The 25,544-nt window shown below is 73.9% G+C and carries 23 protein-coding genes; 11 read left to right on the forward strand and 12 right to left on the reverse strand.

All coding sequences use genetic code 11. The annotated features are described in order from the left end of the window. The first annotated feature begins 25 nt into the window (after positions 1 to 25). The 4 genes from lanKC to OG702_RS25870 all read left to right on the forward strand — a co-directional run bounded on the left by lanKC (position 26) and on the right by OG702_RS25870 (position 6,314). Positions 26 to 2,686: a class III lanthionine synthetase LanKC gene (gene lanKC / locus OG702_RS25855; protein ID WP_327291328.1), complete on the forward strand. Its 2,661-nt coding sequence runs from the start codon at positions 26 to 28 to the stop codon at positions 2,684 to 2,686. Between the two features lie 68 nt (positions 2,687 to 2,754). Continuing rightward, a complete protein-coding gene (locus tag OG702_RS25860) occupies positions 2,755 to 2,877 on the forward strand; it encodes a SapB/AmfS family lanthipeptide (RefSeq protein WP_327291329.1) in 123 nt (40 codons plus the stop codon). A 91-nt stretch (positions 2,878 to 2,968) separates the two neighbouring features. Next, positions 2,969 to 4,645 carry an ABC transporter ATP-binding protein gene (locus OG702_RS25865; RefSeq protein ID WP_327291330.1) on the forward strand — a complete coding sequence of 559 codons (1,677 nt, stop codon included), beginning with the start codon at positions 2,969 to 2,971 and terminating at the stop codon, positions 4,643 to 4,645. Continuing rightward, entirely contained in the window at positions 4,638 to 6,314 is a 1,677-nt protein-coding gene (locus OG702_RS25870; protein ID WP_327291331.1) for an ABC transporter ATP-binding protein, read from the forward strand. The genes OG702_RS25865 and OG702_RS25870 overlap by 8 nt, the downstream gene beginning before the upstream one ends. Positions 6,315 to 6,326: 12 nt before the next feature. Here OG702_RS25870 and OG702_RS25875 read toward each other — a convergent pair whose 3' ends face one another. Both OG702_RS25875 and OG702_RS25880 read right to left on the reverse strand, forming a co-directional pair. After that, positions 6,327 to 6,857 (reverse strand): LuxR C-terminal-related transcriptional regulator, encoded by a 531-nt coding sequence (locus OG702_RS25875; protein ID WP_442814536.1) that lies wholly within the window; start codon positions 6,855 to 6,857, stop codon positions 6,327 to 6,329. Between the two features lie 279 nt (positions 6,858 to 7,136). After that, positions 7,137 to 8,066 (reverse strand): MmyB family transcriptional regulator, encoded by a 930-nt coding sequence (locus OG702_RS25880; RefSeq protein ID WP_327291333.1) that lies wholly within the window; start codon positions 8,064 to 8,066, stop codon positions 7,137 to 7,139. Positions 8,067 to 8,147: 81 nt separating this feature from the next. Between OG702_RS25880 and OG702_RS25885 the strand changes: the two genes are divergently transcribed. After that, on the forward strand, positions 8,148 to 9,008 hold the full coding sequence (locus tag OG702_RS25885; RefSeq protein ID WP_327291334.1) for an SDR family NAD(P)-dependent oxidoreductase: 861 nt from the start codon (positions 8,148 to 8,150) through the stop codon (positions 9,006 to 9,008). On the opposite strand, the gene OG702_RS25890 is transcribed toward OG702_RS25885, so the two are convergent. Continuing rightward, the gene (locus tag OG702_RS25890) at positions 8,983 to 9,669 is read right to left on the reverse strand and encodes a TetR family transcriptional regulator (protein WP_327291335.1); all 687 of its coding nucleotides are present in this window, start codon (positions 9,667 to 9,669) and stop codon (positions 8,983 to 8,985) included. The genes OG702_RS25885 and OG702_RS25890 overlap by 26 nt on opposite strands. 166 nt (positions 9,670 to 9,835) lie before the next feature. On the opposite strand from OG702_RS25890, the gene OG702_RS25895 reads away from it, so the two are divergent. From OG702_RS25895 to OG702_RS25905, 3 genes are read left to right on the forward strand one after another with little or no spacing between them, the layout of a single operon-like run. Beyond that, positions 9,836 to 11,536 carry a glycosyltransferase gene (locus OG702_RS25895; protein WP_442814537.1) on the forward strand — a complete coding sequence of 567 codons (1,701 nt, stop codon included), beginning with the start codon at positions 9,836 to 9,838 and terminating at the stop codon, positions 11,534 to 11,536. Then, the gene (locus OG702_RS25900) at positions 11,530 to 12,318 is read left to right on the forward strand and encodes a class I SAM-dependent methyltransferase (protein ID WP_327291336.1); all 789 of its coding nucleotides are present in this window, start codon (positions 11,530 to 11,532) and stop codon (positions 12,316 to 12,318) included. Before OG702_RS25895 ends, OG702_RS25900 begins: the two co-directional genes overlap by 7 nt. Then, on the forward strand, positions 12,315 to 13,415 hold the full coding sequence (locus OG702_RS25905; protein ID WP_327291337.1) for a prenyltransferase: 1,101 nt from the start codon (positions 12,315 to 12,317) through the stop codon (positions 13,413 to 13,415). The genes OG702_RS25900 and OG702_RS25905 overlap by 4 nt, the downstream gene beginning before the upstream one ends. 15 nt (positions 13,416 to 13,430) lie before the next feature. On the opposite strand, the gene OG702_RS25910 is transcribed toward OG702_RS25905, so the two are convergent. The 4 genes from OG702_RS25910 to OG702_RS25925 form a co-directional block, all read right to left on the reverse strand. Further along, entirely contained in the window at positions 13,431 to 13,718 is a 288-nt protein-coding gene (locus OG702_RS25910) for a hypothetical protein (RefSeq protein WP_327291338.1), read from the reverse strand. A gap of 204 nt (positions 13,719 to 13,922) precedes the next feature. After that, complete coding sequence (locus tag OG702_RS25915; protein ID WP_327291339.1) at positions 13,923 to 14,765, reverse strand: DUF5336 domain-containing protein; 843 nt, start codon at positions 14,763 to 14,765, stop codon at positions 13,923 to 13,925. Positions 14,766 to 14,906: 141 nt separating this feature from the next. Then, positions 14,907 to 15,842 (reverse strand): N-acetylmuramoyl-L-alanine amidase, encoded by a 936-nt coding sequence (locus OG702_RS25920; RefSeq protein ID WP_327291340.1) that lies wholly within the window; start codon positions 15,840 to 15,842, stop codon positions 14,907 to 14,909. A 74-nt stretch (positions 15,843 to 15,916) separates the two neighbouring features. Next, the gene (locus OG702_RS25925) at positions 15,917 to 16,555 is read right to left on the reverse strand and encodes a class I SAM-dependent methyltransferase (RefSeq protein WP_327291341.1); all 639 of its coding nucleotides are present in this window, start codon (positions 16,553 to 16,555) and stop codon (positions 15,917 to 15,919) included. A 170-nt stretch (positions 16,556 to 16,725) separates the two neighbouring features. Here OG702_RS25925 and OG702_RS25930 point away from each other — a divergent pair, with 170 nt between their 5' ends. After that, entirely contained in the window at positions 16,726 to 18,177 is a 1,452-nt protein-coding gene (locus tag OG702_RS25930; protein WP_442814734.1) for an MFS transporter, read from the forward strand. Positions 18,178 to 18,187: 10 nt separating this feature from the next. Here OG702_RS25930 and OG702_RS25935 read toward each other — a convergent pair whose 3' ends face one another. Then, entirely contained in the window at positions 18,188 to 18,865 is a 678-nt protein-coding gene (locus tag OG702_RS25935) for a response regulator (RefSeq protein ID WP_442814539.1), read from the reverse strand. Positions 18,866 to 18,871: 6 nt separating this feature from the next. On the opposite strand from OG702_RS25935, the gene OG702_RS25940 reads away from it, so the two are divergent. Beyond that, positions 18,872 to 19,354: an ASCH domain-containing protein gene (locus OG702_RS25940; protein WP_327291344.1), complete on the forward strand. Its 483-nt coding sequence runs from the start codon at positions 18,872 to 18,874 to the stop codon at positions 19,352 to 19,354. A 44-nt stretch (positions 19,355 to 19,398) separates the two neighbouring features. Here OG702_RS25940 and OG702_RS25945 read toward each other — a convergent pair whose 3' ends face one another. The 4 genes from OG702_RS25945 to OG702_RS25960 form a co-directional block, all read right to left on the reverse strand. Beyond that, complete coding sequence (locus OG702_RS25945; protein ID WP_327291345.1) at positions 19,399 to 20,562, reverse strand: sensor histidine kinase; 1,164 nt, start codon at positions 20,560 to 20,562, stop codon at positions 19,399 to 19,401. A gap of 122 nt (positions 20,563 to 20,684) precedes the next feature. Next, a complete protein-coding gene (locus OG702_RS25950; RefSeq protein WP_327291346.1) occupies positions 20,685 to 21,416 on the reverse strand; it encodes an ABC transporter permease in 732 nt (243 codons plus the stop codon). Next, positions 21,413 to 22,345 (reverse strand): ABC transporter ATP-binding protein, encoded by a 933-nt coding sequence (locus tag OG702_RS25955; protein ID WP_327291347.1) that lies wholly within the window; start codon positions 22,343 to 22,345, stop codon positions 21,413 to 21,415. Before OG702_RS25955 ends, OG702_RS25950 begins: the two co-directional genes overlap by 4 nt. A gap of 625 nt (positions 22,346 to 22,970) precedes the next feature. Continuing rightward, positions 22,971 to 24,149 (reverse strand): hypothetical protein, encoded by a 1,179-nt coding sequence (locus tag OG702_RS25960; protein ID WP_327291348.1) that lies wholly within the window; start codon positions 24,147 to 24,149, stop codon positions 22,971 to 22,973. 260 nt (positions 24,150 to 24,409) lie between these two features. Here OG702_RS25960 and OG702_RS25965 point away from each other — a divergent pair, with 260 nt between their 5' ends. Then, entirely contained in the window at positions 24,410 to 25,456 is a 1,047-nt protein-coding gene (locus OG702_RS25965) for an ABC transporter substrate-binding protein (RefSeq protein WP_327291349.1), read from the forward strand. Positions 25,457 to 25,544: the final 88 nt, after the last annotated feature.

Here is a 25,544-nt window from a genome sequence, read left to right on the forward strand (position 1 = left end):
TCCGTCACCGCCACTGGGGGGATCGATGGACAATCGGTACGAGATATTCTGTCTTGCCGACCGGTACTTCTACGAGAGTCTTGACCGGCTGCCCTTCGTCGCGGGCAACGATTCCGGTTCGCCCGCCGCGAAACCCGCCGCGTCGCCCGCCGAGACACCCGCCGCCACCTCCTCCGCACCGCTGGTCGAGGCATTCGAGACCGCACAGCGCGAGGTTCCGGCCGGCTGGCGTTCGGTGCGGACCGGTGACTGGCTGCACCTCGACCCGACATCGGGTGTCGGGCGGGACGACCGCCCGCTGCAAGGCTGGAAGGTCCACGTCTCCGCCACCCTCGGCAACGCCGACAAGGTGGCCGCGAGGGTCTGGGACCACTGCGTGCAGCGCGGAATCCCGTTCAAATTCGTGCCCAGCCCGCAGTTGCTCCACCTGCGGAACTCGAAATACGCCGGCCGCGACACCAGCGGGAAATTCGTCACCATCTACCCGTTCGACGAGGCGCAGTTGCACGCCGTACTCGAAGAACTCGGCGAATTGCTGGACGGCGAGCCCGGCCCCTACATCCTCACCGATCTGCGCTGGGGGGAAGGACCGCTCTACGTCCGCTACGGCGCTTTCGTGAAGCGCTTCTGCGTGGGCGAGCGCGGCAGCCTGGTCTCCGCCATCGAGGACGCGGCCGGCCGGCTCGTACCCGACAGCAGGGCGCCCGCCTTCCACGTCCCCGACTGGGTGACGCTGCCGGAATTCCTCGGTCCGCACTTGCACGCACGCAACAGCACCACCGTCGGCGACCTGCCCTACCGGATCGAGTCGGCGCTGCACTTCTCCAACGGCGGCGGCGTCTACCTCGGCACCGACACCCGCAACGGCGAGAAGGTCGTGCTCAAGGAAGGCCGCCCGCACGCCGGGCTCGCCTCCGACGGCGCCGACGCCGTCACCCGGCTCGAACGCGAACGGGACGCGCTGCTGCGGCTGTCGGGACTCGGTGTCGCTCCCGAGGTACGCGACTGGTTCGTGCTCGGCGACCACCGCTTCCTGGTGATGGAGTTCCTCGAAGGCAAGCCGCTCAACAGCCAGTTCAGCCACCGGCATCCGCTGCTCACGCCCGACCCCGACCCGGTCGCGGTCGCCGACTACACCCGGTGGGCGCTGCGTATCCACGCCGGCGTCGAGGAGGCGGTCGCCGCCGTCCACTCCCGCGGCGTGGTCTTCAACGACCTGCACATGTACAACATCATGGTCAGCCCGGACGGGGAGTCGGTGCGCCTGCTGGACTTCGAGGCCGCCGCCGCCGACACCGAGAACCTGCGCCAGTCCGTCGCCCACCCCGGCTTCATGGCGCCGCGCGACCGCCGCGGCACCTCCGTCGACCGCTACGCCCTGGCCTGCCTGCGCCTCGCGCTCTTCCTCCCGGTCACCACGCTGCTCGCGGTGGACCGCACCAAGGCCGCGCATCTGGCCGACGTGATCGGCAGCCAGTTCCCGGTGCCGCGTGCCTTCCTGGACGAGGCGGTCGCCGAGATCACCCGCGGGATGCCGCCGGGGGCACCCCGCGGGCCCCGCTACCTGCCGGCCGAGACCACCGACTGGCCCGCCCCCCGCGACAGCATGGCCGAGGCGATCCTCGCCTCCGCCACACCCGGCCGCGACGACCGGCTCTTCCCCGGGGACATCGTGCAGTTCTCCGACGGCGGCGGCCTCGGCATCGCCCACGGCGCCGCCGGTGTCCTGCTCGCCCTGCGCGAGACCGGCCTGCCCCGCTACGACGAGGGCGAGCGCTGGCTGCTCGACCACACCGCGCCGCCGCCCGCCGGCACCCCCCTCGGCCTCTACGACGGCATCGCCGGTATCGCCTACGCGCTCGACCGGCTCGGCCACACCGAACGCGCCCTGGAACTGACCCGCACCCTGCTGGCCGAGAAGTGGCAGCAGTCCGGCTCCGACCTGTCCGGCGGCATCGCCGGCATCGGCCTGGTCCTCGACCACCTCGCCCGCAGCACCGGCGAGACGGACCTGCAGGAACGGGCGCTGGAAGCGGCCGGCATCCTGGCCGCCCGGCTCGCCGCCACCGGCACCTCCCGCGCCGGGCTGATGCGCGGCGCGACCGGCGCCGCCCTGCTGTTCGTACGGCTCTACGAGAACATCGGCGCGCCCGCGCTGCTCGGCCACGCCGCCCGCGCCCTGCAACTCGACCTCGACCGCTGCGTGCACACCGCAGCGGGCGGGCTGGACGTGGACGAGGGCTGGCGGACCATGCCCTACCTCGGCGACGGCAGCGCGGGCATCGGGATGGTCCTCGACGACTTCCTGCCGCTCGCCCGCCGCGCCGGCGATCTGGACCCCGCCACCGCGGAGCGCTTCGAGCAGGCCCGCACCGACATCGTCAGCGCGGCGACTCTGCGGCTCTACGCCCAGCCCGGGCTGTTCGCCGGCCGGGCCGGCATGATCCTGCACCTGGCCCGCACCACCACGCCCGCGGTGCCCGACGGCGCCCTCGCCGAGCAGATCGACGCCCTCGGCTGGTACGGCATGCCGTACGGCGGCGGACTCGCCTTCCCGGGCAACCAGATGATGCGGCTGTCCATGGACCTCGGCACCGGCACCGCCGGCTGCCTGCTCGCCCTGGGCTCCGCCCGCGGCTCCGCCGCCGGGCTGCCCTTCCTGCCGCCGCTCACCGGCGGCTCCTGATCCGGGTCCGGCCGCCCTGGCCGGAACCGTGCACCACCTGGTGATTCTCCCATCGAAAGGAACCTGTCATGGCACTTCTCGACCTGCAGAACCTGGAAGCCGTCAAGGACGAGACGACCGCTCCCGCCTCGGCCAGCGCGCTGAGCCTGATCGGCTGCATCAGCTCGGTGAGCTTCCTGATCTGCCTGTAACACCCCGCCCCGGGCGGCCCGGCCTGCCGGGCCGCCCGGGGCTTCTTCGTCTCCCGCAGCACCCCGACGCCGGAAAGGATGAGGAGCGGACATGGCGGTCGTCGCCGACACCACGCGGCAGGACGCCGGAAGGGTCCTGGGAGTCACCGGACTCGGGCTGGCCTCCGCCGCGCTCGCGCTGGCGCTGCCGTTCGCCCTCGGCCACGCCCTCGACCAGCTGCTGCGCGGCGCGGACGCCGCGCGCTGGGTGGCGCTGTGCGCGCTGGTGGTCGCCGCGCAGACCGCGACCGCGGCCGGCGAGGACCTGCTCGCCGGACTCACCACCGCCCGCGCCACCGCCCGGATCCGCCGCAGGACCGTGGGCCACATGCTGGCCGCCGGACCGCGGGCGGCCGGGAAGGGGGCCGGCGACCTGGTCACCCGCACCGTCGGCAACGCCGCGGACGCCGCCGCGACCCCTGCGGCGGCCGCGGCGCTCCCCGCGGCGCTGGCGGCACCGGTCGGCGGCATCGTCGCGCTCGGCCTGACCGACCTGTGGCTGGCCGTCGCCTTCCTGGCCGGGGCACCGCTGCTGACGCTGCTGGTGCAGCGCTTCGCCCGGGCCTCCTCGGACTGCATCATCGAGTACCAGAACGTGCAGGGCCGGATCGCCACCCTGCTGATGGAGGCGCTGGGCGGGGCACGGACCATCGCCGCCGCGGGCACCGAGGAGCAGGAGAACACCCGGGTGCTGCGGCCGCTGCCCGAACTCGGCACTCAGGGGCGGCGGATGTGGCAGGTCCAGGGCCGCGCGACGGCCCAGGCCGCGGTGCTGGTCCCGCTGCTGCAGATCACCGTGCTCGCCGTCGGCGGGGTCAGGCTGACCGCGGGCGCGCTGAGCCTCGGCGATCTGCTCGCGGCCAGCCGCTACGTACTGCTGGCCACCGGGATCGGCGTAGTGGTGGGCCAGTTGGGCGCCGTCGTCAAGGGCAGGGCCGCAGCCACCCGGGTCGACGAGGTACTGGCGGTACCCGTACCGGCCCACGGCGGCCGGCAGTTGCCGCGGCACGGGCCCGGCACCCTGGAGTTGCGCGCGGTCACCGCGGTGCGCGGCGCCGAGACCGTACTGAGCCGCCTCGATCTGACGGTGCCCGGCGGGTGCTGCGTCGCGGTCGTCGGACGCTCCGGCGCCGGCAAGTCCGTACTGGCCGCGCTGGCGGGCCGGCTGGCCGACCCCGACCGTGGGACCGTGCTGCTCGACGGCTGCCCGCTGCCCGAACTGTCGGAGACCGAGCTGCGGGACGCGGTCGGCTACGCCTTCGAACGCCCGGTGCTGCTCGGCGACACCATCGGCGACGCCATCGCCTTCGGGCCCCGCCCGCTGCCGCCGGACCTCGTCACCGCGGGGGCCAGAGCCGCCGAGGCCGACGGCTTCGTCAGGCTGCTGCCCGACGGCTACGCCACCCCCCGCAACCGCGCCCCCTTCTCCGGCGGCGAGGTCCAACGCCTCGGGCTGGCACGCGCCTTCGCCCACCCGGGGCGGCTGCTGGTGCTCGACGACGCGACCTCCAGCCTGGACACGGTCACCGAGGTCCGCGTCGCCCGCGCCCTCTTCCACGACCACGCCCACCGCACCCGGCTGCTCACCACCCACCGCGCCGCCACCGCCGCCCGCGCCGACCTGGTCGCCTGGCTGGACGCCGGGCGGATCCGCGCGCTGGCACCGCACGGCGACCTGTGGGCCGACTCGGAATACCGCGCACTGTTCGGGGACGGCGCCGATGACTGAGATCAGGATCAGGGACTGCGTCCGCGGCCGCGCGGCCGTCGTCGCGGTGCTGCTCGGCTGGTCGGTGCTTGAGGCCGGCCAGACCTTCCTGTTCGGCTTCGCCCTGGCCCGCGCGATGGACCACGGCTTCCTGCGCGGGCACCAGGACACCGGCCTGTGGTGGCTCGCGCTGGCGGCGGCCGCCGTACCGGTCGGGGCGTACGGCACCGCACGGGTCTTCGGCGCGGTCGCCGCCCTGGTCGAGCCGCTGCGCGACCGGCTGGTCCGCCAGGTGGTCCGGCGCGGCCTGCGCGAGGCGGTCCGCGGCAGCGGGCAGCCGGCCGACTCGGCCGTGGTGTCCCGGCTCACCCACCAGGTGGAGATCGCCAGGGACTCCCTCGGCGGCATCATGATGGTGCTGCGGTCCTTCGTCTTCATCGCCGCGGGCGCCGTGGCCGGCATGATCGCGCTGGCACCCGTCCTGCTGCTGGTGGTGCTGCCGCCGCTGGTCCTCGGAATCGCGCTCTTCGCGGTCGCGCTGCGCCCGCTGGCCAGGCGGCAGCGCCGCTTCCTGGTCGCGGACGAGGCCGTCGCCGAGGAGTGCGGTGCGCTCGCCGGCGGGCTGCGTGACATCACCGCCTGCGGTGCGCGCGAGCCGATGACCGAACGGGCCGGCAGCCGGGTGGAGTCAGCGCTGCAGGCCGCCCGCGCGCTGGCGCAGTGGGGGGTGCTGCGCACGGCCGCGCTCGCCGTCGGCGGCCAGCTCCCGCTCGTCCTGCTGCTCGTCGCGGCGCCCTGGCTGCTGTCCACCCACCGGATCACTCCCGGTGCGCTGCTCGGGGCCTTCGCCTACCTCACCCAGTCGTTGCAGCCCGCGCTGCAGAACCTGGTGCACACCCTCGGCGTCGCGGGGACCCGGCTCGGCGTCGTGCTCGACCGCGTCACGGGCGGTCCCGAGCCCGCCGCCCCCGTCCGGTCCCAGGCCGCCGCACCGGCATCCGCGCCGAAGGCGGGGACCGTACTCGACCTGCGGGGCGTCACGTTCGCCTACGGGCCCGCCGCCGAGCCGGTGCTGCGCGACCTGGACCTGGCCGTCACCGCGGGCGAGCACCTGGCCGTGGTCGGGCCGAGCGGCACGGGGAAGTCCACGCTGGCCGGGCTGATGGCCGGCCTGCTGCTGCCCGGCGAGGGCGAGGTGCGGCGCGCGGGCCCGGTCGCCCTGGTGCCGCAGGAGGCCTACATCTTCCGCGGCACCGTCGCCGAGAACATCGGCTACCTTCGCCTGCACACCACCCCGGCGCTGGTCACGGCCGCGGCCGCGGCGGTCGGCGCCGCGGAGCTGGTCGACGCGCTCGGCGGGCCCGACGCGACGGTCGACCCGGCCGCGCTGTCCACCGGGGAGCGGCAGTTGCTCGCCCTGGCCCGTACGTTTCTGGCACCGGCCGGGATCGTCGTCCTGGACGAGGCCACCTGCCATCTCGACCCGGCGGCCGAGGCGTTCGCCGAACGCGCCTTCGCCGGCCGGCCCGCGACCACGCTGGTGGTCATCGCCCACCGGATCAGCTCGGCCCGGCGCGCGGACCGCACCCTGGTCCTGGACGGCGCCGACACCACCTGCGGCCCGCACGCGGACCTGCTCGCGGACTCCCCGCTCTACCAGGATCTCGCCGCCGCCTGGGCCGCGCCCTGACGCGGCTGGCGGTCAGAGCCAGCCGGCGAAGCGGGAGATGCGGATGGCGTCCACCCGGTTGCGGGCGCCGGTCTTGCGGGTGATCGCCGCCAGGTAGTTGCGCACCGTGCCGTTGCACAGGTGCAGGCTGCGGGCGATCTCGTTGACCGACGCACCCTCGGCGCTCAATGACAGCACGCTCAACTCCCGCGGGGTGAGCGGCATGTCGGCGGCCTGGAGGAACTCCACGGCCAGCGACTCGTCGACGAACCGTTTCCCCTGGGCGACCTGCCGCACCGCGGCCGGCAGCCGGTCGGCCGACCGGTCCTTGTTCACGAATCCCAGCGCGTCGGCCGTGTAGGCCCGGCGCAGATTGCCCGGCTTTCCGCCGTTGGTGAGGACTATCAAGGCGCAGTCGCCGCCGACCCCGCGGGCGCCGACCGAGGGTGCCACCGCCTTGTCGGTGTGCCGCCGCCAGCCGGGACAGTCCGCGTCGACCACGCACACGTGCGGGCCGTGCAGCCGGCCGGTCTCACCCATCAGGTGCCACCCCGTGTCGGTCACCTCGAAATCCGGCTCCTTGCACAGTAACGCTGCGATCGCGGATCGCAGCAGGCTCGTGTCGTGGGCCACCAGCACGCGTATCAAATCTGCTTTCCCCTTGTGTTGTCGCACCGATCCCCGGAAGGGCACGCTCCGCATACCCCTCGGTTGTACCCCGGCGAGATGTCTGGGAAGACCCGAATTCCCGTCATTCGGGTGCAGTGGAGTGGCGTGCGGTGCGCTCGGGGGCGCGCGGCCCGGCGCCGAATACGCCCTCCGCGGCGACGCGCCGGGGTGGCGCTACGAGCCCGGCGTGGACCGCCCCACCAGCCGGTGGAGCCGCTCCTGGGTGGGCGAGCCGGGCGCGGGGAAATGCACGACCACGCTGCGGCCGGGGTCGTCCTCGACCGCCAACCGCACGTACGACAGGTCGAGTTCGCCGACCACCGGATGGTGGAAACGGCGGGCCGAGGACCGGAAGGCCGCCACGTCGTGGGCCGCCCACAGCTCCCGGAAGAGCGGGCTGGCCGCGAGCAGCGCCTCGATCAGCTCGGCGAACCGCGGGTTGTCCGTCTCGTACGCCGTCTGGCCGCGCAGCATCGCGGTCAGCCAGCGCACCTCGCCGTCCCAGTCGTCGAACAGCTCGGTGAGGCCGTCCTCGGTGAACATCAGCCACAGGACGTTGAGTTCGGCCCGCGGCCGGTCGATGTCGAGCCGGCCCCCGACCAGCGCCTCCTCCGCGTCGTTCCAGGCCAGGATGTCGAAGCAGCGGTCGACGACGAGGGCCGGGTTCGGGGACTGGGCGTCCAGGAAGGCCCGCAGCGCCGGGCTCACCGGGGAGGACGCGCCGTGCCGGGCCGCGGGCGGCGGCTCGGCCCCCGCCAGCCGGAACAGGTGGTCGCGCTCGACGCCGTCGAGCCCCAGCGCCCGGGCCAGGGCCAGCAGGATCTGCGGCGAGACGTTGATGTCCCTGCCCTGCTCCAGCCAGGTGTACCAGGTCAGGCTGACCCCGGAAAGCAGCGAGACCTCCTCGCGGCGCAGCCCCGGCGTCCGGCGGCGCCGCCCGCCGGCCGGCAGGCGCGCCGCGGCGACCGACGGCTCGGTGCGCTCGCGCCGCGAACGCAGGAACGCGCCGAGTTCCTTGCGGCTGGTCTCGCTCAGGGTGTTCCTCCCGCTGGATGGCCGCGCACGGCCGGGCTGCCGGGCCGCGGATGCTGGTGTCGCCGCCACCAGTAAAACCGCCACTCTTCACGGCGGCCACGTCCGACCCGAGGGTGGAAGGGAGATCACCTTCATCCGAAAGGCAGTTCCGTGTCGCACTCTTCCACCCCACCCGCCAGGTCCGTGCTCGTCACCGGGGCCACCGGCGGCCTCGGGACCGCCGTGACCCGCAGGCTCGCCGCCGAGGGCTGGACGGTCCACGCGGCAGTCCGCAACCCGGCCGACGCCCGTCGGCTCGCCGACCTGCCCGGCGACATCCGCCCCGTCTCGCTCGACGTCACCGACGAGTTGAGCGTGGCCGCCGCGGCCGCCGAGGTCGGCGGCTCGCTGGACGGCCTGGTCAACAGCGCCGGCCTGATCATCCAGGGCTTCTGGGAGCAGGTCCCCGCCGAGGCGCTGCGCCGGCAGTTCGACGTCAACGTCCTCGGCCTCATGACGGTCACCCGTGCGTTCCTGCCCGCGCTGCGCGCCAGCAGCGGCCGGGTGGTCAACATCGGCGCCCTCAGCTCCCTGGTCGCGCTGCCCTTCTTCGGCCCGATCGCCGCGTCCAAGGCCGCGCTGGCCTCGATGACCGACTCCCTGCGCATCGAACTGCGGCACCAGGGAGTGAAGGTCTCGCTCGTCGAGCCCGGCGCGATGCAGACGGAGATCTTCGACCGGGCGGTCAGGTCCGCCCACAGCGACGGGCTGGCCGGCGGCGCCGAGGTCCAGCGGCAGTACGCCCGCGCCACGGCCGCCGCCGCGGCGTCGGTGGCCGCGACCAAACTCCGCCCGGTGGACGCCGCGGTCAACGCCGTCCAGCACGCGCTGACCGCCCGCCGCCCGCGTACCCGCTACCTGGTCGGCCCCGACGCCCGCACCGTCCGGGTGGCCCGCCGCCTGCCCACCTCGGTCCGCGACCGGGCACTCCTCGCCGCCCTCAAGCTCACCCCGGCGTCCTTCGGCAGCTGATCCCGCGGGCCGCTTCCCCGCACCCCCGAGGGGCACCCTCGGGGGTTGCGGTGCGCGGCGCCGGGGGAGGGGTCTCAGGGGGCGCCGGGGGGATCAGCCGGCACACCGTCCTGATGTCCACCCTGACCTGCGCGACAGGGCAGCGGTCGGCCAGCCAGCTGACCAGTGCGGCATGCCAGGTGTGCTCGACCACGCGGACCGCGGACACCACGTCCGCCGACGGCTCGGCGCCCAGCCGCATCGCGTCGAGGATGATCGCCCGGGTGAGCACCGACACCGTGTCGACCTCCACCCGCACCGACCGGTCGGCGAAGATCAGCGCCCGTACCATCGCGTCGGCGAGCAGCGGCTCCCGTTGCAGCGCCCGGAAGGCCCGCAGCAGCGTCTCCGCGACCCGCTCGCCCGGGGACGCGGCGGTCGGCGGCCGGTCGCGGAGCGTGTCGTGCAGCTGCCCGAGCTGGTCCTGCATGACCGCGACCAGCAGATGGATCTTGGAAGGGAAGTAGCGGTAGAGCGTGCCGAGGGCGACCCCCGACTCCTCGGCGACCTCCCGCATCTGGACCGCGTCGAAGCCGCCGCCGGCGGCGAGCCGGGTACTGGCGTCCAGGATGCGCTGCCGCCTGGCCTCCTGCCGTACGGTCAAAGCGGTGATGCGGCCCATACGCCCTTCCCGTCCCTCGCACGCGGCGCCGGCGCGCGCCGGGCGGGGGCCGAGGACCCCGTCAGCTTGCCGGCGGAGCCGCCGTCTGTACCATCGAGTCTGAAACTTGTTCTAGATTAGCGCGACCGGTTACGCTCCGGCTCTATCGCTGCGAAGGGGGCCGGGAGTGACGGCAGAGGCCAGGCCGCTACGGATCGCGCTGCTCAGCTACAAGGGCAACCCCTACTGCGGCGGCCAGGGCGTGTACGTCAGGCACCTCTCCCGTGAACTGGCCGCCCTCGGCCACCGCGTCGAGGTGATCGGCGCGCAGCCCTACCCCGTGCTCGACGCGGTCGGTGACGGCGTCACCCTCACCGAACTGCCCAGCCTCGACCTCTACCGGCAGCCCGACCCCTTCCGCACGCCGAAGCGCGGCGAGTACCGCGACTGGATCGACCTGCTCGAAGTCGCCACCATGTGGACCGGCGGATTCCCCGAGCCGCTGACCTTCAGCCTGCGGGCCAGACGCCATCTGGCGGCCCGCCGCGCCGACTTCGACGTCGTCCACGACAACCAGACCCTTGGCTACGGGCTGTTGGGCCTCGGGTTGCCGCTGGTCACCACCGTGCACCACCCGATCACCGTGGACCGCAGGCTCGACCTCGCGGCCGCGGCCGACTGGAAGCGGCGGGCGTCGATACGGCGCTGGTACGGCTTCACCCGCATGCAGAAGCGGGTGGCGGGGCGGCTGCCGTCGGTGCTCACCGTGTCCGGTTCGTCCAGCGCCGAGATCATCGCCGACCTCGGGGTGCGCCCCGACCGTGTCCACACCGTGCCGATCGGCGCGGACACCCGGCTGTTCGCCCCCGACCCCGCGGTGCCCGAGGTGCCCGGCCGGATCGTCACCACCTCAAGCGCCGACGTCCCGCTCAAGGGCCTGGTCTTCCTGGTCGAGGCACTGGCCAAGGTCCGGGTGCAGCACCAGGCCGCGCATCTGGTGGTCGTCGGCAACCGCCCCGAGAGCGGGCCGGTCGCCGACGCGATCGAGGACTTCGGCCTCCAGGACGCCGTCGACTTCGTCAAGGGCATCAGCGACGCCGACCTGGTCGACCTGATCCGCAGCGCCGAGGTCGCGTGCGTGCCCTCGCTCTACGAGGGCTTCTCGCTGCCGGCCGCCGAGGCCATGGCGACGGGTACCGCGCTGGTGGCGACCACCGGCGGCGCCGTGCCCGAGGTCGCGGGCCCCGACGGCGAGACCTGCCTCGCCGTCCCCCCGGGCGACGCGGGCGCCCTCGCGGCCGCGCTCGACCTGGCACTCGCCGACCCCGGCCTGCGCCGCCGGCTCGCGGCCGCGGGCCGCGAGCGCGTCCTCGCCCGCTTCACCTGGACCCGCGCGGCCACGGCCACGGCCGCCCTCTACCGCGAGGCCATCGCCACCCAGGGCGCCGCCCCGCAGGGTCGCACCCCACTCGCGCGTCGCCGCGCCGACCGGACGGCGGCCCACACCCCGCAGGAGTCGCTGGCGGCCCCCCCAGCCGGCGCTCCGGTCCGGGTACCCCCAGGCGGAGCTCCGATCCGGGTACCCCCAGCCGGCGCTCCGGTCCGGGTACCCCCAGGCGGAGCTCTGGTGGGGGTACCCCCAGGCGGAGCTCTGGGGGAGGAACCGCGCCAGCACCCCCCCACCGGCCGGTGGCCGGGACCCGACAGCACCGCCCCCTCCGGGCCGGTGACGGCCCGCGCCACCGTCACCGCCGAGCGCGCGGTCCCGCCCCCGGAAGCGCACCTACCCGGGGGCAGCGCCGCCCACGGCCCGGGCCGAGAAGGCACCCTCCCCCGGCTGGAGCCCAAGATCGTCAACGCGCCCGGAACGGGGAACCGCCCATGCTGACCGTCGACTTCACCCGCTTCCCCGTCGCCGCCGGCGACCACGTGCTTGACCTGGGCTGCGGCGGCGGCCGCCACGCCTTCGAGTGCTACCGCCGCGGCGCCCGCGTCGTCGCCGTGGACCGCAACGGCGAGGAGATCCGCGAGGTCGCCAAGTGGTTCGCGGCCATGAAGGAGGCCGGCGAGGTCCCGCCCGGCGCGTCCGCCACCGCCATGGAAGGCGACGCTCTGCGGCTCCCGTTCCCCGACGACGCCTTCGACGTCGTCATCATCTCCGAGGTGATGGAGCACATCCCCGACGACAAGGGCGTGCTCGCCGAGATGGTGCGGGTGCTGCGGCCCGGCGGCCGGATCGCGGTCACCGTGCCGCGCTACGGCCCGGAGAAGATCTGCTGGGCGCTCTCCGACGCCTACCACGAGGTCGAGGGCGGCCACATCCGCATCTACCGGGCCGACCAATTGCTGGAGCGGATGCGGGAGGCGGGCCTGCGCCCGTACGGCACCCACCACGCGCACGGGCTGCACGCGCCGTACTGGTGGATCAAGTGCGCGGTGGGCGTCGACAACGACAAGGCGCTGCCGGTGAGGCTCTACCACAAGCTGCTGGTCTGGGACATCGTGAAGAAGCCGCTGGCCACCAGGGTGGCCGAGCAGGCCCTGAACCCGTTGATCGGCAAGAGCTTCGTGGCCTACGCGACGAAGCCGCGGCTGCCCCTGGACGCGGCGGGCGTGCCGGGCGTACAGGAAGCGGCAGACGCGGCGGACGTGCTGGACGCCGCCAAGTGACCTGGGCCGACCACGGGCAGCGCAGGACCGAGCGGCTGGCGCTGCCCGGCGTGCTGACCGCCGAGCAGGCCGCGCAGACCGTCGACGCGATACTGGCCGTGCAGCGCCCGGACGGCGCCATCCCGTGGTTCCCGGGGCACCACCTCGACCCGTGGGACCACATCGAGGCGGCGATGGCACTGGACGCGGCAGGCGAACACGTCGCCGCCGAGGCCGCGTACGACTGGCTGGTGCGCCACCAGGACGCGGAGGGCGGGTGGTTCGCCGCCTACCAGGACGGCGACCCGGCCCGGCCGACCGACCGGTCCCGCGAGTCCAACTTCTGCGCGTATCTGGCCGTCGGCGCCTGGCACCACTACCTGTCCACCGGCGACGACGCCTTCATCGAGCGGATCTGGCCGAACGTCGCGGCCGCCATCGCCTTCGTGCTGGCGATGCAGCAGCCCGGCGGGCAGATCGGCTGGAAGCGGGAGGCCGCCGAGGACGGCGGCACGGCCGTCACCGACGCGCTGCTGACCGGGAGTTCGTCGGTGCACCAGGCCCTGCGCTGCGCGCTGGCGATCGCCGAGCACCGCGAGGAGCCGCAGCCCGACTGGGAACTGGCGACCGGCGCGCTCGGCCATGCGATCCGCCGGCACCCCGAGCGCTTCCTGGACAAGAGCCGCTACTCGATGGACTGGTACTACCCGGTGCTCTCCGGCGCGCTGCGCGGCCCGCGCGCGCTGGCGCGGATCGAGGAGGGCTGGCCGCGTTTCGTGGTGCCCGGGCTCGGGGTGCGCTGCGTGCTGCCCAACCCCTGGGTGACCGGCGGCGAGACCGCAGAACTGGCCCTGGCGCTGTGGGCGGTGGGGGAGTCCGACCGTGCGGTGCGGATCCTCGCCGACATGCAGCATCTGCGGGCCGACGACGGCCTGTACTGGACCGGATACGTCTTCGAGGACGACGCCGTGTGGCCGGTGGAGCGCACCACCTGGACGGCGGGAGCACTGCTGTTGGCGGTGGCCGCACTCGGGGGGGACGAGGCGACCACCGCCGTCTTCGGGGCGGAACGGCTGCCGAACGGCCTCGCGCCCGGCTGCTGTCCGCCCCAGCTCTGAAGAACCACCCTCCCGTCAGGCCCGGTTGACCCGGCCCGCGATCGCATGCGCGATCAGCATGTAGACGACAGCCGGCAGACCGTAGTTGAGCACGGTGCGCCAGTTGGCGTTGTCCGGCGTGAACAGGTTCTTCGACCAGCCCGCCAACCAGTCGGCCGAGTGGTGGACCCAGTCGACCAGGTCGTTCGTCCGGTTGGCGTCGAAGACGAAGAAGAGGATCCACAGGATGAGGATCAATGCAGCGATGTCTGCGGCGACGAGGATGATCACCGCGGCGGGGTTGCCGCCATACCGTCTGGCCATGACAGCCGCCTTGCCCCGATCGGGTGGTTGAAACCCGTCCCCTGTGCGGCAGTCGCGCATATGTGCGTGCCGCCCGACCTCGCACGGACATAGCGGATAACGGCTTGCAGAACGCCGCCACTTCACCGGCGGCCGGCACGCGGCACGGCGGCCGGCCACCCCGGTGAAGGGGGTGACCGGCCGCCGTGGCTGTGGAGATACGGTTCAGCCGCGCTGGATGCCGCTGCTGTCCTGCAGCACTCCGCGACGGCCGTCCTGGGTCTGCGCGACCAGCGCGGCACCGCGCTGGTCGACGGCCAGATACCAGGTGCCCGGGGTCAGCTCGGCGATCTGCGCGCCGGAGTTGTCCTCGGCGAACAGCGGGCGCGGCACCGGCACCGCGAACCAGAACGCGGTGAAGTCCGACGACGGCGCCGGAGCGGCCGCCGCGGGGGCCGGCTGCTGGGCCGCGGCCTGCGCGCCGTAGGGCTGCTGGCCGAAGGCCGGGTCGACGGACTGGGCGCCGCCCGGGTAGCCGTAGCCGGCCTGCTGCGGCGCGGCACCGTAGGGCTGCTGGCCGCCGCCCACCGCGTACGGCTGCGGCGGCTTGGCGGCGCTCACCAGCGGCGCCTGCAGCGCGGGCAGCCGCGGGGACAGCACGGCGACGGCGGCGAGCGCCAGGCCGAAGATCAGGGTCAGCCAGGCCCCCGCGCCCTTGCTGACGCCGCTGTTGTCGATGCCGCCACCGAGGTCGGGAATGATCGTCGAGAAGGTCGACCACAGCGCCGCCCAGCCGACGAACACCGCCAGTGCGGTACTCCACTGCTCGAAGGTGAGCCCGGCGACCTGGCGGCCGGCCGGCTGCGAACGGGCGAAGACGAGGAGCCCCGCGGACACCAGCGCGGCCAGCGTCACCGTCGGCAGCAGCGGGAACAGCGCCGGGCTCCACGAGCTGACCGACTTGTCGGAGCCCGAGATGGAGAAGTACGGCAGGAAGGAGGCGATCAGGAGCAGCACCGCTGCTCCGATCACCGCTCCGTCTCCTCGGGTCAGGGAGCGGATGTTCACGTCAGGTCCTGTCCTTTGTCAGTTCTGTCAGTTCGGTTCGTCGGTGGCTCGGGGCGGTGCCCCATGGTACGGGGGTGATCTTGATCGGGGGGCAGGGTATGGGCATTGGTGCACGATCCATACCGGACTGCTACAGCTCTGTCACCTCTTCCCTTCGAGGAAAGCGGTGAGCCCGTCGGCGATCCCCTGTGCAGCCTGCTGCCGCCAGGCGGCGTTCGTCAACGCGGCGGCGTCGTGGGCGTTGCGCATGTTGCCGCACTCGATGAAGATCTTCGGCACCGTGGAGAGGTTGAGCCCGCCGAGGTCGTCGCGGATCGTCAGCCCCTTGCCGCCCAGGTAGTTGGCCAGCGGCTCGCCGGTGACGGCCTTGAAGTGCGACCGCACGGTGGTCGCCAGCCGGAGCGAGGGCGCCGCGATGGCCCGGGTGTCCGCAGCCCCCTTGTGCACCGATTTCGGGGCGATCACATGGAAGCCGAAGCGGTTGGCGGGAGCGCCGTCCGCGTGGATCGACAGGGCCGCGTCGGCGTGCGCCGCGTTCCCGATCCTGGCCCGCTCGTCCACGCAGGGGCCGTACGCCCGGTCGCCGTCGTAGGTGAGCAGGACCTTGGCGCCGCGTGCCTGCAGCAGGGTGCGCACCCGGTGGGCGACGTCCAGCGTGTACATGGCCTCGGGATAACCGGCGTTGGTGGCGGTCCCGGTGGTGTCGCACGCCTTGCGGTTGGTGCCGATGTCGACCAGCTTGTTGATCTCGCTCGTGTGCTTCGCGTTGCCGAGATTGTGCCCGGGGTCGATGACGACGGTCCTGCCCGCGAGTTCCGCGCGGGGTGCGGCGGGCGACGAGGGCGTAGCACCGCCGTCACCGTGCGCGACCGGGGAACCGGCCGGGCCGCCGCCCCGCGTCGCCTTGGGCGCGGCCGGCGCGGTCCCCGCGGAGCCGCCGGCCGCCGCCGGTCCCGGGCCGGAGTCGTGCTGTGCGTCGTACACGAACCAACCCCCCGCCAGCGCCGCCACCACCACGACTGCGGTGATGACCAGCGACCGGCTCCGAGCGCCCCCGTGTGACTCGTTGCTGAACACGCCCGCGACTCTATCGGCCGCGTTCGGGGCCTCGCACCGGCCCTGGCCAACGGGCCGGCACCACAGGCGCGTTACTACCGTGCGGCGTCGCCGGTCACCGAGCGCAACAGCTGGAGCGAGCGGGTGGCCGACTCCTGGACGAAGGCACCGGACTCCAGCGCGCGGCGGTAGATGCGGTAGGGCGCCTGGCCGCCGTCCGCCGGATCGGCGAAAACGTCGTGGATCGCCAGCAGTCCGCCCTTCGCGACCCGCGGCGCCCACCCTTCGTAGTCGGCCGTGGCGTGCTCGTCGGTGTGGCCGCCGTCGATGAAGACCAGGCTGAACGGCCGCGTCCACAGCGCCGCCACCTGCGGCGACCGCCCCACCACCGCGACCACGTGGTCTTCGAGGCCGGCCGCGTGCAGCGTACGGCGGAAGTGCGGCACGGTGTCGATCAGCCCGGTGTGCGGGTCAACCAGCGACGGGTCGTGGTACTCCCAGCCGGGCTGCTGCTCCTCACTGCCCCGGTGGTGGTCCACGGTCACCACGACGGTGCCCGCCTGCCGGGCCGCGTCCGCCAGCAGGATCGTGGACCGCCCGCAGTAGGTGCCCACTTCGAGCAGCGGCAGCCCCGACTCCGCGCCGGCGGCGCAGGCGGCCCGGTGCAGCGCCATGCCCTCGTCGGCGGGCATGAACCCCTTGGCGGCCTCGAACGCCGCGAGCACGTCGGTCATCCCGGCATCCTACGAACCCGCTGGTCGCGGCGGGCCGGTGGGCGTACGGGCGGGTCGTCCGCCGGCGGCCGGCGGGCGCGGTGCGGGGGCGGGCCTGGGCTGAGGGGCGTAGGCCGAAATATCGATGCCCCGCCGCGGCCGGTCAGGGCAGCATGGACGTCGTGAGCGACATCCTCGGACAGCGCACCCCGACCGGCCCCACCGGCTCCACCGACCGCGGCAAGCGCTCCGGGCCGCCCGGCTGGGCGGTGGTGCTCGCGGTGTGCGCGGGCCAGTTCCTGGTCGTCCTCGACGTGTCGGTGGTCAACGTCGCGCTGCCGTCGATGCGCGGCGCCCTCGGCTTCGGCGAGACCGGCCAGCAGTGGGTGGTCAACGGATACGCGCTCGCCTTCGCCGGCTTCCTGCTGCTCGGCGGCCGGGCGGCCGACCTCTTCGGCCGCAAGCGCACCTTCCTGACCGGTCTTGGCCTGTTCACCGCGGCCAGCCTGGCCGGCGGGCTCGCCCAGAGCCCGTGGATGCTGATCACCGCCCGCGCCGTGCAGGGCCTGGGCTCGGCGGTGCTCGCCCCGACCACGCTGTCCATCCTCACCACCTCCTTCCCCGAAGGACCCGAGCGGACCCGGGCCATCGGCACCTGGACCGCGGTCGGCGCCGGCGGCGGCGCGGCCGGCGGCCTGGTCGGCGGCCTGCTCACCGACCTGCTGTCCTGGCGCTGGGTGCTGCTGGTCAACGTGCCGGTCGGCGCACTGGTACTGGTCGGCGCGGCCCTGTGGCTGACCGAGAGCCGGGGCGCCACGGTCCGCAGGCTCGACGTGCCGGGCGCGGTCCTGGTCACCGGCGGCGTCGCCGCCATCGCGTACGGCATCGCCGAGACCGAGTCGCACGGCTGGAGTTCGGCGGTCTCGCTCGGCCCGCTGATCGGCGGCCTCGCGGTGCTGGCGCTGTTCACCGCGGTGGAGGCGCGGACCGCCCAACCCCTCATCCCGCTGCGGCTGTTCACCATCCGCTCGGTGGCCTCCGCCAACACCGTGCTCTTCACCGCGGGCGCCGCGACCTTCGCCGTCTGGTACTTCCTGTCGCTCTACATGCAACAGGTGCTGCACTACAGCCCGATACGCGCCGGCCTGTCCTTCCTGCCGCACACCGTCGCGATCATCGTCGGCTCCAAACTCGCCCCCCGGCTGATGAACCGGATCGACCCCCGGCTGATCGGCGCGGCCGGCGGCGTCATCGCGGTCGCGGGCGCGCTGTGGCAGAGCCGGATCACCGCGGACGGCACCTTCCTCGGCATCATCCTCGGCCCCGGCATCCTCACCATGCTCGGCGCGGGCCTGCTGCTCACCCCGGTCTCCGCGGTGGCCATGTCGGGCGTCGACCGCGGCGAACAGGGCCTGGTCTCCGGCCTGCTGAACACCTCACGCCAACTCGGCGGCGCCCTCGGCCTGACCATCCTCGCGACGGCCGCCGCCTCCCGTAGCGCGACCCGTACCTCCGGCGGCGCGAGCGGCGGCGAGGCGCTGGCCTCCGGCTACGGCCTGGCCTTCCTGATCGGCGCGGCCTTCCTGGCCGCCGGTACGTGCCTGGTGGTGCTGCTGCCGAAACCGGTGCCGCGGGAGCTGTGACCCCGGGCGGTCACAGCCAGCCGTTCTGCCGGGCGGCGCGCAGCGCCTCCATGCGGTTGCGGGTGCCGGTCTTGCCTATCGCGGCCGACAGGTAGTTGCGCACCGTCGACTCCGACAGGAACAGCCGCCCGGCGATGTCGGCCACCGTGGCGCCGTCCGCCGCGGCGTTCAGCACGTCCTGCTCCCGCTGGGTGAGCGGGCTCGGCCCGGCGCTGAGCGCCGCGGCGGCCAGCGCCGGGTCGATCACCCGCTCGCCGCGCAGCACCCGCCTGATCGCCCCGGCCAGTTCCTCCACCGGCCCGTCCTTGACCAGGAAACCGGCTGCCCCCGCCTCCATCGCGCGCCGCAGATACCCCGGCCGCCCGAAGGTCGTCAGGATCAGCACCTGGCACTCCGGCAGCCGCTGCCGCAGCTCCGCGGCGGCGTCCAGCCCGCTGCGGCCCGGCAGTTCGATGTCGAGCAGCGCCACGTCCGGGCGGGCGGCAAGCGCCTCCTCGACGATCCGGTCCCCGGCCGCCACCTGCGCGACGACCTCCATGTCGTCCTCCAGGTCGAGCAGCAGTGCCAGCGCCCCCCGCATCATGCCCTGATCCTCTGCGAGCAGCACCCGCACCGGCTTGTCCTCGTCCGTCACGCGCTCAGCGTAGACCCGGTCCGGTCGCCCCCTGCCGCCCTCGCGGCCTAGCATGACGCCATGACCCACCACCCCGCCTCCGCCGGCCCCGCCGCTCAGCCGGAGTTCGCCGGCGGCCTGGACCTCGCCGCCCTGCCCGAGGCCGGGTTCGGGTTTCCCGGGCCGCTGCGGGACCGGCTGGTCGCGGCCGTGCTGGACGGCAGCAAGACGGCCACCACCGGGGTCGCCGCCGCCTACGAGCACGAGGGCGAGGCGCTGCCCGAGCCGGGGCAGCGCTCGGTGGTCGTCGACTCCGACGGCCGTCCGGTCGCCGTCATCGAGATCACCGAGGTGCGGGTGGTGCCGCTGCGGGAGGTGGACCTCGCCCACGCGCTGGACGAGGGCGAGGGCGACGAGAGCGTCGCCGCCTGGCGCCGCGGCCACGAGGACTTCTGGCACGGGCCCGAGATGCGGGCCGCGATGGACGACCCGCAGTTCACCGTGGACGACGACACCCCGGTGGTCCTGGAGCGCTTCCGGCTGATCGCCGACCTCCGCGGCTGACGGCTGCGGGCCGGCTGCCCCCGGGTGCAGGCGCGCGCACGCCGTCAGGCCGTCGCGTCCTCGCCCACCGGCAGGACCGCCGCCACCCGGAAGCCGCCGGTGGGGGAGGGGCCCGAGGTCAGGGAGCCGCCCGCGGCGGCGAGGCGTTCGCTCAGCCCGCGCAGCCCGGTCCCGGTGCGGGTGGACTGCAGGGTGGCCGTCGCGCCGGACGAGGCGGGGGCCGGGGCGACAGGGCCGTGGCCGTTGTCGGTGATCGTGAGGTGGGCCAGGCCGTCGGCCGAGCGCAGTTCGATACGGGTCAGCGTCGCGCCGCTGTGGCGTACGACATTGGTGACGCCCTCGCGCACCACCCAGCCCAGCAGCGCCTCGGTCTGCGGGGGCAGCGGCGGGCCCGACTCCTGGAGGACGACCTCGATGTCGGAGGCGGCCAGTGCCGAGCGCGCGCGGTCCAGTTCGGTCGACAGGCTGCCCTCCCGGTAGCCCGTGACGGCCTCACGGATCTCCGTCAGCGCCTGCCGGCCGACCGACTCGATGTCGCCGACCTGGGTCAGCGCCGCCTCCAGGTCGCGCGGCGCCAGCCGCCGCGCGGCCTCGGCCTTCACCACGACCACCGACAGGGTGTGGCCAAGCAGGTCGTGCAGGTCGCGGGAGAAGCGCAGCCGCTCCTCGGCCACGGCGTTGCGCGCCAGCTCCTGCCGGGTCCGCTTGAGCTGGTCCACCGCGTGGAAGAGGGTGATGATCACCGAGACGACCAGCCCGGACAGGAACGTGCCGTACGACAGGCTCGCGGTGCTCCAGAACCCCTCGTGGTGCAGCCCCGACACGGTGCCGGCGGCGGCACTGAGCAGCGTCAGCATCAGGCCGAGCCCGCGCCGGCTGCTCGACACCGTGCCCGCGCACAGCGACACCAGCACGAACAGCAGCATGAAGTTGTCGCCGTAGACGATCGACAGCGACAGCGTGATCGCCGTCAGCGCCCAGAGCAGCTGGTACGGCAGCGGGCCTTTTCGCAGCCGCGGGCTGAACGCCGACTTGATCGTGGCCACGTACAGCACGCAGAAGACGGCGAGGCCGGACGCCGCCAGCCACGGCATCCGCACCTCGCCCTTGGCGATGTCGGTGCCCGGGCCGACCACCATCAGCAGCCACGGGATCAGCGCCCCGCCGTCCGGCGCCTTGAGATGCTCGATCTCCTGCTCGAACTCCATCGGACCGCGCCTCCACCACGCTCTCCGGCACTCCTGATCTGCCTGGTCCTCTGTCGTGGCCATGTCGATCCCCGTCCCCGTCGGCACTGCGTCCGTCCCGTGTCCGGCGGGGAGCCTCGGCCCTACGCCGTTCGTGCGCTCCGCCGGTAGGCGAACACAGCGTATCCGGCGAAAAGGACCAGCCAAAGGCCCAGCACACCGACCGTGCCGAGCCCTGGGGCACGGTGGTCGAGCACGCTCCAGCCCAGGTCACCGAAGCGGTTGGTCGGGGTCCAGCGGGAGACCGCGGCCAGCCAGCGCGGGAAGACCTCGACCGGGATCCACAGCCCGCCGATCACCGAGAGCCCCATCATGCTGACCATGCTCACGACACCGGTGGTCTGCGCGGTCAGGCCGTAGCCGTTGCCCAGGCCGAGCAGTGTGAAGGGGATCGTGCCCAGCCACATCAGCCCGGCCGCCGCCGCCCACTGCCACACCGCCAGGCGTACGCCGTTGACCAGCGCGCCCGCCGTGAAGACGGTCACGATCGCCGGCAGCACGGTGACGCCGGCGGTCAGCGCCCGCCCGAGCACCACTTGCAGCGGGGTCAACGGGGTGACCCGCAACTGCCGGAGCCAGCCGCGCCCCTTGTCCTCCGCGACGCCCGGCCCCACAGCGAGCGCCGCGCCCAGCGCGCCGTACGCGGCCATGCCGATCATCGAGAAGCGGGCGTAGTCCATCTTGTCCTGGCTGCTGTCGCCGGTGCCGAGGTTGGTGAACAGCAGGTACATCATCAGCGGGGTGGCCACCCCGACGATCACGAAACCGGTGTCCCGCAGGGTGCGGCGGACTTCCAGGCGCACGTACTCGATCATCGGACGGCCTCCTCGTACGGCTCGGCGGCGTCGGTGTCCTCGCCGGTGTGTGCGGTCAGGGTCAGGAAGGCGTCCTCCAGGCTGGCCGGCGCCACCGCGAGCCGGCACACCCGGTCTGCCCGTGCCAGGGCCAGCACGGTGGCGTCGGAGTCGGCGCTGCGCAGCACGGCCCGCTCGCCGCGGACCTCCATGGCGATCACCCCGGGCAGCCCGCGCAGGCCCTCGGTGCCGCCGCCCGCCAGGTCGAACGACACGAGCGTCGCGCCGACCTGCCGCTTGATGGCCTCGCCGGTACCGTCCGCGACCGTACGGCCCTGGTCGATCACCACGATGCGGTCGGCGTTGCCGTCCGCCTCCTCCAGGTAGTGCGTGGAGAACAGCACCGTGTTGCCGCGGGCCGCGTAACTCCGCATCGAGCGCCAGAAGGCGCGCCGGGCCTCGACGTCGAGCGCGGCGGTCGGCTCGTCAAGCACGAGCAGTTCCGGGCTGCCCGCCACGGCCAGCGCGAAGCGCAGCCGCTGGGCCTGGCCGCCGGACAGCCGGTCCACCCGGCGCCCGGCCAGCTCGCTGATCCCGGCCAGGGCGAGTGCCTCGCCGGTCGTCATCGGACGCGGATACGTGGACGCCACGAAGCCGACCAGCTCCTTGACCGTGGCGCGCGGAATGGGTTGCCCGACCTGCAGCATCGCCCCCACCCGCCCAGCCCGTACGGCCTCCTGCGGCGACCCGCCGAACAGCCGCACCTCACCGGAGTCCGGCCGGTCCAGCCCGAGCAGCAACGCGATGGCCGTCGACTTGCCGGCGCCGTTGCGTCCGAGCAGAGCCAAGGTTTCGCCTCTGGCGATGTCCAGGTCGAGCCCTGCCACGGCTTCGACGCTGCCGAATCTCTTCCGTACGGCCCTGAAGCGGGCCGCCCCCGTCATGTCCATGCACATGACGCTACGCGCGGGCGTCTCCCCCGGGGCAGCCCCGATTGTCCCCGCCTCCCCGGTACAAATGTCCCGGCCCTCAGCCCCCTCGGGCAGCTTGCCCTCTGCGACGGGCGGTGCCCCTCCAGGGGTGCGGGGAACTGCGCGACCAGCCACGACCGGGCGTGCGGGTCGTCACCGGCCGAAAGGGGCTGTTGCTGTCGTAGCCGGGCCACCGGGTGGGTGGTTGCGCGCGCCGTTCCCCGCGCCCCTTGGGGGGCGCCGTCTGCGGCGGGCGGCGGCCCATCGGGGGTGCGGGTCGTCACCGGACGAAAGGGGCTGTTGCCGTCGGAGCCGGGCCACCGGCAGGTGGGGGGGGCCGGGGGCTAGGACGGGCGGCGGTGGCGGCCCGGTGGGGGCTCGGGGGAGCCCGGGGGCTCAGGGGAGGCGGGGCCGCGGTGGCGGCCGGGCGACCCGTCTGGCTGCCGCTCCGCGGCACTGGCGTCGGACATGCTCGTACTCCCCGTGGAAAGGCGGCGCCGCCGAAAACGGGCAAGCAGGGAGAACCCGTTGTCACGTTGGGTACCCCGGCGCGCGACGGCGAGTGGCGAGTCTACTGGCGCCCGCAGGACCACGGTCATGGGGGTCACCCCGCCAACGGGGCCTGCTGCAACGGCAGCACGCACCATTCCCGCCGTGCCGGCGGAGCCGGCGCCAGAGCCAGCGGGCGGGCGGCGGCCGGCACCTGGACGACCACGCCAGAGCCCGCCGCCGCGGCCACCGCGGCCGGCTCTGGCCAGCTGGCCGGCGGGTCGTACGCGGCGAGCCCGCACGGGCAGTCGCCGGCGGCATAGGGCAGCCGCAGCTCGTCCCCGGGCAGCCACATGCCGGCCGCGCCCAGCCACCCGGGCGGCGACGCCCGCCAGTGCAGCCGGCGTTCACCCGGCCGCCACAGCGCCAGCGACTCCGCCCCGCCCGGCACCTCCGCACGCAGCGCCACCACCGACGCCTCGGGCATCAGGATCTGCCCGGGCTGCGCGGCGACCGGGGTGAGCAGCACCCCCGGCACCCGCAGCGCGTCGGGGAAGCGCACCGGCCGCCTACTGCCGAGCACCCCCCACCCCAGCCGCGCCTCACCGGTGGCGTCGCTGCGCAACAGCAGCAGCCCGCTGTCGGGTTCTGCGAGCAGCAGCCGGTCGTCGCTGTCGTCGGTGATCTGCAGCAGCGGGCTGGTGCGGCTGGTGTGCAGGTCGGCGGCCACCGCCTTCGTACGGCCGTCAAGCTCGCGGTCCACCGCGAGCAGCCGCCCCGCCCGGTCCAGCCAGACGCCGCCGGTGCAGCGGCCCGGCACCGTCATGACCGGCCGGGGCAGCCCGTCGGGCGTGCCGAGCACCCGCCAGATCCCGGTGCGGTCGCCGTCCTCCTGATACGCGAGGGCGTACGCCCCGCCCGGCGCGGGTGGCAGCAACCGCACGTCGGTGCCGGTGAGCGAGCCCACCGGCAGCTCTCCGGTGTCGGGCCCGGTCGGGTAGAGCAGCGCGAGGTCGCAACGGCCGTCGCCCCGGCGGCTGATCAGCACCCGCCCGTCGGCGAGCGCCAGCACCTGCGTGCCGGGCCGCTCGGGCCGCGGACCCGGCAGGGGCACGGCGTACGGCTCGGGTCCGGCGAGCGTCCAGCGCTCGGGGAGCAGCCCCCCGCCGGCCCCCGCGGGCCCGCCGGGCGGCACCGCCTCGGCGAGGCAGGCCGCGTACGAACCGTCCGCGGCGATCGTGAAGCCCGACCGGCGCACGGCACGCGGTGCGCCCACCGTACGCAGAGCGCTCATGGCCCCTACTGCACTGACGGTCATATGAATCGTCCTCCTCCGGTTCAGGACCGTACTTTTCGTACTTCCGGACGATCAACGCGACCTGGTGCGGTTCACACATAAGGGTGCCGGTTCGTGCGATTCCCCCGCAGGAACGCGGCAGTTGTGCTGCCCGGGGCGGGGCGCGGGGCGACGGGAGGGGGCCGGAACACCCCCTTCCTGCTACTCAGGTTAGGCTCACCTAAGAAATTGCTGAGAATCGCTTCAGGAGTGCTCCCATGTCTCATCGGCGCCGCTACACCGCCGTCGTCGCCCTCGCCGTCGCCGCCGGCCTGTCCCTCGCCGCCTGCGGCAGCTCCTCCGACGGCTCCGGCAGTGACAGCGGCACCGCCGCCAAGGGCAGAGACAAGCAGTCCGTCGCCAAGGGCGGCAAGGACTTCGGTTCCGCCGCCGACAAGACCGCCGCGATGGGCACCGACGCCGCACCGGGCCAGTGGCCGCGCACGGTGACCCACGCCATGGGCACCACCGTGATCAAGGCCCAGCCGACCCGGGTCGTGGTGCTCGACGTCGGCGAGCTGGACAACGTCGTCTCCCTCGGCGTCAAGCCGGTCGGCTACGCGCCGAGCGAGGGTTCGCCCGAGCTGCCGTCGTATCTGAAGAAGGACGGCGGGCAGCCGAAGAGCGTCGGCACCATCAACAGCCTCAACCTGGAGGCCATCGCCGGCCTGCACCCCGACCTGATCCTCGGCAGCCAGCTGCGGGCCGCCCCGCAGTACGCGGCGCTCAGCAAGATCGCGCCGACCGTCTTCTCCGTCCGCCCCGGCTTCACCTGGAAGCAGAACTACCTGCTGAACGCCGCCGCCCTGGACAAGACCGCCGAGGCCAAGGCCGAGCTCGCCGACTACGACAAGCGCATCAGGGCGCTCGACACCGCGCTCGGCGCGCACAAGCCCGTCGTGTCGATGGTCCGCTACATGCAGGACGGCAAGACCCGGCTCTACGGCAACGCCTCCTTCATCGGCACGATCCTCAAGGACGCGGGCATCCCGCGCCCCAAGATCCAGGACATCGACGACCTCGCCGCGGAGATCTCGGCCGAGAACATCGACAAGGCGGACGGCGACTACATCTTCACCGGCGTCTACGGCGACCCCGGCACCACGGACAAGGCGCGCGCCCAGTCCAACCCGCTGTGGAAGAACCTCAGCGCCGTCAAGGCGGGCCACGCCTTCGACGTCCCCGACGAGACCTGGTATCTGGGCCTCGGCGTCACCGCCGCCGACCAGGTGGTGGCCGACCTGACCCGCTACCTCGCCGGCTGACCTCCGCGCCTTCCCCGCGCGGGACCAGGGCCCCGAGGGGGCCGGGGTCCCGCGCGGGCCTCCTGGGAACCGGTCCTGCGGCAACCCG

The sequence above is a fragment of the Streptomyces sp. NBC_01198 genome (genome assembly GCF_036010485.1).
Taxonomy (GTDB): Bacteria; Actinomycetota; Actinomycetes; order Streptomycetales; family Streptomycetaceae; genus Actinacidiphila.

Excerpts from the sequence above, each read along its gene's own strand:
- OG702_RS25860 (WP_327291329.1), top strand. The coding sequence starts at position 2,755 with ATGGCACTTCTCGACCTGCAGAACCTGGAAGCCGTCAAGGACGAGACG.
- OG702_RS25960 (WP_327291348.1), bottom strand. The coding sequence starts at position 24,149 with ATGAGCGCTCTGCGTACGGTGGGCGCACCGCGTGCCGTGCGCCGGTCG.
- lanKC (WP_327291328.1), top strand. The coding sequence starts at position 26 with ATGGACAATCGGTACGAGATATTCTGTCTTGCCGACCGGTACTTCTAC.
- OG702_RS25870 (WP_327291331.1), top strand. The coding sequence starts at position 4,638 with ATGACTGAGATCAGGATCAGGGACTGCGTCCGCGGCCGCGCGGCCGTC.
- OG702_RS25945 (WP_327291345.1), bottom strand. The coding sequence starts at position 20,562 with ATGGAGTTCGAGCAGGAGATCGAGCATCTCAAGGCGCCGGACGGCGGG.
- OG702_RS25910 (WP_327291338.1), bottom strand. The coding sequence starts at position 13,718 with ATGGCCAGACGGTATGGCGGCAACCCCGCCGCGGTGATCATCCTCGTC.
- OG702_RS25950 (WP_327291346.1), bottom strand. The coding sequence starts at position 21,416 with ATGATCGAGTACGTGCGCCTGGAAGTCCGCCGCACCCTGCGGGACACC.
- OG702_RS25865 (WP_327291330.1), top strand. The coding sequence starts at position 2,969 with ATGGCGGTCGTCGCCGACACCACGCGGCAGGACGCCGGAAGGGTCCTG.
- OG702_RS25900 (WP_327291336.1), top strand. The coding sequence starts at position 11,530 with ATGCTGACCGTCGACTTCACCCGCTTCCCCGTCGCCGCCGGCGACCAC.
- OG702_RS25965 (WP_327291349.1), top strand. The coding sequence starts at position 24,410 with ATGTCTCATCGGCGCCGCTACACCGCCGTCGTCGCCCTCGCCGTCGCC.
- OG702_RS25940 (WP_327291344.1), top strand. The coding sequence starts at position 18,872 with ATGACCCACCACCCCGCCTCCGCCGGCCCCGCCGCTCAGCCGGAGTTC.
- OG702_RS25935 (WP_442814539.1), bottom strand. The coding sequence starts at position 18,865 with ATGCTAGGCCGCGAGGGCGGCAGGGGGCGACCGGACCGGGTCTACGCT.
- OG702_RS25925 (WP_327291341.1), bottom strand. The coding sequence starts at position 16,555 with ATGACCGACGTGCTCGCGGCGTTCGAGGCCGCCAAGGGGTTCATGCCC.
- OG702_RS25890 (WP_327291335.1), bottom strand. The coding sequence starts at position 9,669 with ATGGGCCGCATCACCGCTTTGACCGTACGGCAGGAGGCCAGGCGGCAG.
- OG702_RS25955 (WP_327291347.1), bottom strand. The coding sequence starts at position 22,345 with ATGGACATGACGGGGGCGGCCCGCTTCAGGGCCGTACGGAAGAGATTC.